At 61.2% G+C, this 529-nt stretch carries 1 protein-coding gene and 1 pseudogene; both read right to left on the bottom strand.

What is annotated here, in order from left to right:
- Nucleotides 1–66: 66 nt before the first annotated feature.
- Nucleotides 67–201 (bottom strand): annotated as a pseudogene (locus ACWGS9_RS35290) (LysR family transcriptional regulator); the annotation flags it as partial.
- Between the two features lie 68 nt (nucleotides 202–269).
- Nucleotides 270–529 (bottom strand): DedA family protein (locus ACWGS9_RS35285; RefSeq protein WP_454509492.1); only part of this gene is annotated, 260 nt, incomplete at its 5' end.

Here is a 529-nt window from a genome sequence, read left to right as displayed (position 1 = left end):
TGGCAATCTTATCCAGGGGACAAACAGATGTTCGTGCTTCGTTCGACCTTAGCGTGTCTGGGAAAGCAAATCTTGTTGCGACCCCTTGATCGCCTCGGTGACCGAGGATTGCGAAATCGAGAGGCTCTGCGCGGCATCCGAGACGGTGCCCTGCTCGGCGACGGCGACGAAGAACTGCAATTGGCGGATGGTAAAGGCCATGACCGGACTAAACACCGGCACGTGCGGGAAAGAAAGCCGGCGCAGCCGCCTTGTTTGCGCCGGTAACTCTACCCTCTTGCCGATCTGACGCGACGCCGGTGGCAGCGCAGCGCGACGAGGAACGCGACTTCCAACGCAAGCACGATGGCCATGATACGAAACGCCACCGTCGGCAGATCGTGGACGCTGTCGCGCATTGCGTAGCCGGCAAGAAGGAAGCCGGCGTTCCACAGCATTGCGCCAAGCAGGGTGGCTAAAGCGAAGGGCAAAGCCGGCAGACGCAGCGCGCCGGCGGCAATCGGCAGATAATTGCGTACCGTGGGCACGA

The organism is Mesorhizobium sp. Arg314 (assembly GCF_053714275.1).
The sequence above is the reverse complement of the archived record's forward strand: the minus strand, read 5'-3'. Positions and strand labels throughout refer to the sequence as shown.